Origin of the sequence: Bradyrhizobium neotropicale, from assembly GCF_001641695.1 — a bacterium.
GTDB classification, from domain to species: Bacteria; Pseudomonadota; Alphaproteobacteria; order Rhizobiales; family Xanthobacteraceae; genus Bradyrhizobium; species Bradyrhizobium neotropicale.
On sequence record NZ_LSEF01000058.1, the window covers coordinates 108,918 to 114,637 of the forward strand.

The 5,720-nt window shown below is 66.2% G+C and carries 5 protein-coding genes; 2 read left to right on the top strand and 3 right to left on the bottom strand.

Annotated elements, in window-relative coordinates; all coding sequences use genetic code 11:
• Nucleotides 1-183 precede the first annotated feature (183 nt).
• Nucleotides 184-579 (top strand): response regulator, encoded by a 396-nt coding sequence (locus tag AXW67_RS18860; RefSeq protein WP_027551917.1) that lies wholly within the window; start codon nt 184-186, stop codon nt 577-579.
• A gap of 128 nt (nt 580-707) precedes the next feature.
• On the opposite strand, the gene AXW67_RS18865 is transcribed toward AXW67_RS18860, so the two are convergent.
• The 3 genes from AXW67_RS18865 to AXW67_RS18875 form a co-directional block, all read right to left on the bottom strand.
• Entirely contained in the window at nt 708-1,562 is an 855-nt protein-coding gene (locus AXW67_RS18865; protein WP_027551916.1) for a TIGR01459 family HAD-type hydrolase, read from the bottom strand.
• A 15-nt stretch (nt 1,563-1,577) separates the two neighbouring features.
• Complete coding sequence (locus AXW67_RS18870) at nt 1,578-3,041, bottom strand: EAL domain-containing protein (RefSeq protein ID WP_063679076.1); 1,464 nt, start codon at nt 3,039-3,041, stop codon at nt 1,578-1,580.
• Nucleotides 3,042-3,182: 141 nt separating this feature from the next.
• Nucleotides 3,183-4,745, bottom strand: coding sequence for a winged helix-turn-helix domain-containing tetratricopeptide repeat protein (locus AXW67_RS18875; protein ID WP_063679077.1), 1,563 nt, complete (start codon nt 4,743-4,745; stop codon nt 3,183-3,185).
• A gap of 120 nt (nt 4,746-4,865) precedes the next feature.
• On the opposite strand from AXW67_RS18875, the gene AXW67_RS18880 reads away from it, so the two are divergent.
• Nucleotides 4,866-5,708, top strand: a complete 843-nt coding sequence (locus AXW67_RS18880; protein WP_063679078.1) for a class I SAM-dependent methyltransferase — start codon at nt 4,866-4,868, stop codon at nt 5,706-5,708.
• Nucleotides 5,709-5,720: the final 12 nt, after the last annotated feature.

Consider the following 5,720-nt stretch of genomic DNA (forward strand, 5'->3'; position numbering starts at 1 on the left):
CCCGCCGGACGAAGTCAAGCGGGGGATACGGCCGCCTTGGAGACGATTTCAGTCCTTCGCCGGCCTCCGCAGTTAACGCGCTGTTTAACGCCTTGGTGCTAGTCCTTGAACCGTGGAACTGCGGGACCTCAGGTCCGGCAGGTCCGATGGCAGTAATCCTGGGTATGCGTTGGGGGAGTCGAGATGGCGGTTGATTTGTCGATGCCGGTTCTGGTGGTGGATGACTACAGCACCATGATCCGTATCATCCGGAATCTGCTGAAGCAGCTTGGCTTCGACAATATCGATGATGCCAGCGACGGTTCGGCGGCGCTGAACAAGATGCGCGGCAAGAAATACGGGCTCGTGATCTCCGACTGGAACATGGAGCCGATGACGGGCTACGACCTGCTGCGCGAAGTGCGCGCGGATCCGAACCTTGCGACCACGCCCTTCATCATGATCACGGCCGAATCCAAGACCGAGAACGTGATCGCGGCCAAGAAGGCCGGCGTGAACAATTACATCGTCAAGCCGTTCAACGCGGCGACGCTGAAGACCAAGATCGAGGCGGTCTTCCCGGACATGGCGAGCGCGTAAGGCGCCCAATCGTCATCAGAGATATCTGAATGCCCGGGCTGGTCCCGGGCATTTGCGTTTCTCGACTGTCATTCGGGGGCGATGTGAAGCATCGAACCCGGATGACGACGAGAGGCTAAATTAGAGCGTCACCACTTCAGTTCGCGGATCAGCGCCTTCGGCGGGTGGCCGAACAGCTCCATCACGGAAGCCGGGTCGAGCTGGTCGAGGCCCTCGAACTCCTCGGAATGGATGCCGCGGGTGACGAACAGGCAGTCGATGCCGAACTCGCGCGCCCCGGTGAGGTCGGTGCGGACGGAATCGCCGATCGCCAGCACCTTCTTCCGGTCGATTTGGTGGCCCTGGCGCTCGCCGGCGAGCGCCATCGCGCGCTCGTAGATGGGCCGGTGCGGCTTGCCGTAGAAGATCACCTCGCCGCCAAGCTCGCGATAGAGCTCGGCGATCGCGCCGGCGCAGTAGATCAGCCGGTCGCCACGTTCGACCACGATATCGGGGTTGGCGCAGACCAGCGTCAGCTTGCGCTCGCGCGCCTTCAGCATCATGCCGCGATAGTCTTCCGCAGTCTCGGTCTCGTCGTCATAGAGGCCGGTGCAGACGATGTAGTCGGCCTCCTCCAGCGGCGCGGTCACCGCATTGAGGCCGCGGTAGATCGAGTTGTCGCGCTCGGGGCCGAGCCAGAACATCTTGCGGCCGGGATGGTCGGCGACATAGAGCCTTGTCAGATCGCCCGAGGAGACGATCGCGTCATAGGTCTCGTCGGCGACGCCGAGCTTGCGCAATTGCCGTTGCACGGAGTCGGCGGGGCGCGGTGCGTTGGTGATCAGGATCACCGTACCGCCATGGCTGCGATAAGTGTGCAGCGCCTCGCAGGCTTCTGGGAAGGATTCCAGGCCGTTATGGACCACGCCCCAGATATCGCTCAGCACGACCTCCACACCGCCCACGAGTTCACGCAGGCTTTCGGCGAAATGCAGCGTGGTCATGATGCGCGCGACCGATCAGATGCGGCGCGCGAGCGCCGCGTTGCCGGTGATGCGTTGTGACGGAGATGTGCCAGACGTCGCGGCCGGGCTGGGAGTACCGGTGCCATTGGATCCCTGAATGTCCTGCGCCTGGTTCGGCGAGGCCCCGGCGGTAGCAGATGCCCCCTCCGGCCGCAATGGCCGGGGTGGCGCGAACAGGAAGCCCTGGCCGAACCGCACGTCGTAATCGAGCAGGTCGACCACCGCGCGCTCGCCCTCGATCCGCTCGGCGATCAGATCGATGCCGAAACGGCCGAGCAGGTCGGACAGATCCGAGGGATGAATGTCCGAAGCCGAGGCCTGCCTCGGATCGAGCAGGAGGGCGGCCGGGACCTTGATGAAGCGTACGCCGCGGTCGGCGAGCTCGCGCGGCTCGATCCGCAAGTCCGTGACATGGTCGATCGAGAAGCGGAAACCGCGCTGGGCGAGCGCCGCGAGGTTCTCGGTCTCGGCCGGGCCGAGATTGCGGAACGTCGACTGCTTGAACTCCAGCACCAGCGAGGGCGCCAGCGCCCGATTGGCTTCGAGGAAGTCGAGGCACTGGGCGAAGGTGGTGGAGTTGCCGAGCGTGGACGCCGCGACGTTGCAGAACACGCCGACATCCTTGTTGCGCACCAGCAGGCGGCGCAGCACCTGCACGCAGCGCAGCATCACCATGTTGTCGATGCGCCCGATCAGCCCCGAGGCTTCGGCGATGCTGATGAACTCCTCGGCCGCGATCAGCTGATCGCGCTCGTCGCGCACCCGCGTCACCGCCTCGTAGAAGCGGACCTTGCGTTGCGGCAGCGTCACCATCGGCTGGAGGAAGAGGTCGATGCGGTTTTCGTCGATCGCGTTCCGCAGCGTCGCCAGGAGCTGGGTCTGGGTTCGTCCGGCGGTGCTCTGGACGGCGGGGGCAGGGCGCGGCGCAGCGGGGGGCGTCGACGTCGCGGCTGGCAACGGGGGAGCGGTCGGCTTCTCCTCGAACGTTGCGAGCAGTTCGAGCGGTGCCTCCGGTTCCGGCCTTGCAACCGGGTCGGCCGCAGCCGGAGTGGCGGTGGTCAGCAGGTCTTCATGGGCCGACACTGTCGCGGCGAGCTGCTTGACCAGTCCGCCGAGCTCGTTGATCTCGCCGACCACGGACTGGATCCGGTCGGAGTTGGTCGAGTTCGCCGAAGCGACGCGCCCCTCGACGGCCGCAAGCCGGCGTCCGAACTCGGCCACCTGGCGGGCAAGGTCCGCGGTGCCGCGCGACAGGTCGGCGATCTGGCCGCCGACGTCGCTGCGGTCGCGCAACCGCATCGACACCGCATTGTAGAGGATCAGGAATGTGAGCGCGGTCAGCGCCACGATGGCGGATTCGGTTCCGCTGATGCCGGCGACCGAATACAGCACAAGCCCGAGCGAGGCCGCGACCAGAACCATGCAGATGGCGATGAAGATCGTCGAAATGCGAATCATGCCGCGCGTTACGCCTCAAGAGCTGACTGCCTGACCGGGAAAACACGGGTCGCCATTCGAACCCGTCACGCCTCATGCTCCCCCAAGCGAAGCGAGCTTAACATCATTGTTGATTCGAGGGGATAGCAGCCTGTTCGCGGCCTAGGTCAGGCCGGCGCGGCGAAAGCCTTCCAGGTAGCGCTCGCGGTCGGGGGCGAGCTTGATCGGCATGAACTCGGCGATCCAGGCGAGCGAGACATTCGGCTGGGCGCGGCGGAGTTCCTGGAGCGCCGCACGGGCGAGCTCGGCGTGTCCGGCCATGCCGGCGGCGGAGGTCAGCACCCGGTGCGCGCCGACGAAGTCGCTGCGCTGGCGCAAGGACTCCTGCGCCAGCCGGATCGCCTCCTCGTAGTCGGCGCCGAGAAAGCGGGCATAGGCGGCGATGCCGAAATAGACCGGTGCATAGGGGTCGCGCGGGCTGAGGCGGATGGCCCGGCGCGCGGCGGCGTCGGCATCCTGCCAGCGGCCGCAATAGCTGAGCACGAGGCCATAATAGCCCTGCGCCAGCGCGAAGTTCGGATTGAGCCGCAGCGCGGTCTCGAATTCGGCGAGCGCGTCGTCGAACCGCCGCGCGAACAGATGGACGTGACCGAGCGCGTTGTGGGCCCAGGCATCCTCGTCGTCGATGTGGATGGCGGCGCGCGCCGCGCGTTCGGCGACCGGCATTGCTGCCGCCATCTCCATCCAGCCCATATGGGCCGTGAACATGTAGCTGGTGCCGAGCAGCCCGAGCGCCTTGCCGTAGTTCGGGTCGAGGGCGATGGCCTTTTCGAGCAGGGCTTGGGCTACGACATGATCCTGTCGCGTCACGCGCCAGTAATGCGACAGCGCGCGCATCAACAGGTCCCAGGCATCCATGCTGTCGGGCGGCTTGCGCTGGGCGCGAAAGCTTTCCGCGGCATAGAGCTGCGGCTCGATCGCGGCGACGATGGCCTCCGTGATCTCGTCCTGCACGGCGAAGACGTCGGCAAGCTCGCGATCGTAGCGTTCGGCCCAGAGATGGCTGCCGGTTGCGACGTCGTTGAGCTGCGCCGTGATGCGGACACGGCCGCCGCCCTTGCGGACGCTGCCTTCGACGACGTAGCGCACGCCGAGCTCCTCTGCGACCTGCCGCAGGTGAACGGTCCGGCCCTTGTAGATGAAGGAGGAGTTGCGCGCGATGACGAAGAACCAGCGCAGCTTCGACAGCGCGGTGATGATGTCCTCGCTGATGCCGTCGGAGAAATAATCCTGCTCGGCCTCGCCGCTCATGTTGGTGAAGGGCAGCACCGCGATCGCAGGGCGATCGGGCAGCGGCAGGCCGGCCGGCGCGGCCTCGACCGGCTGGACCTTGATGTCGGGACTGCCGGCGACGGCGGCCTCTCGCACCTCGCCGACGAAGCGCACGCCCTTGCGCGCGATGGTGCGGATCAGCCGCTGCTCCTCGCCGGAATCATCGACCGCGCGCCGCACCGCGTTGATCCGGCTCGTCAGCGTGGAATCGGAGACGACGCGGCCGTTCCAGATCGCATCGAGCAGATTGTCCCGCGTCACCACACGGTCGCGGTTGCGGACCAGATAGATCAGGAGATCGAACACCTGGGGCTCGAGCGCGACAAGCGTTCCTGCCCGCCGCAATTCGCGGCGCGCGGGATCAAGCACGAAGTCCTCGAACTTGAATGCCACGTTTCGCCCCGGCTCCCGCTCGGAAATCAAGCGGCTCTCAGGGTAAAATAACGGGGCTCTCAAGGCCAGTCGGCGACATGCGCCCTATCGTCCCGGCACTCTCAACCGCAGGAGATTGCCATGTCGACAGCCGCAGCGCTCAGCAACAAGATCGACGCCCAACCGGACCTTGCCGCCATCAAGCAGCGTCAGCACGGGGCCTGGTCGTCCGGCGATTATGCCGTGGTCGGCACCACCTTGCAGATCGTCGGCGAGCAGCTCTGCGAAGCGCTCGACCTGCGCGCCGGCAGCAAGGTGCTGGACGTTGCCGCCGGTAACGGCAATGCCACGCTGGCCGCGGCACGGCGCTGGTGCGAGGTCACATCCACCGATTACGTGCCGGCGCTGCTCAAGCGCGGGCGCGAGCGGGCCGCCGCGGAGCATCTGATGATCGAATTTCGCGAGGCGGACGCCGAAGCGCTGCCTTTCGCCGATGCGAGCTACGATGTCGTGCTCTCGACCTTCGGCGTCATGTTCACGCCGGATCAGGACAAGGCGGCCTCCGAGCTCGCGCGCGTCTGCAGATCCGGCGGCAAGATCGGGCTCGCGAACTGGACGCCGCAGGGTTTCATCGGTCAGCTCTTCAAGACGATCGGCAAGCATTTGCCGCCGCCGGCGGGCGTGAAGTCGCCGGCCCTGTGGGGCACCCCGGCGCGCCTCGAGGAGATGTTCGGCAGCCAGGCCTCCGAGATCGCCGCCGAGCCCAGGATGTTCGTGTTCCGCTACCGTTCGCCCGAGCACTGGCTCGAGGTGTTCAAGTCGTTCTATGGCCCGATGCTGAAAGCCTTCGCCGCACTCGACGACGCCGGCCAGGCGGCGCTGCGCCGCGATCTCCTCGCCCTGCTCGGCGAGTTCAATCATGCCGATGACGGCACGGTGGTCGTGCACAGCGAATATCTGGAGGCGGTGATCAGCAAGCGTTGAACCGAGCGGCGG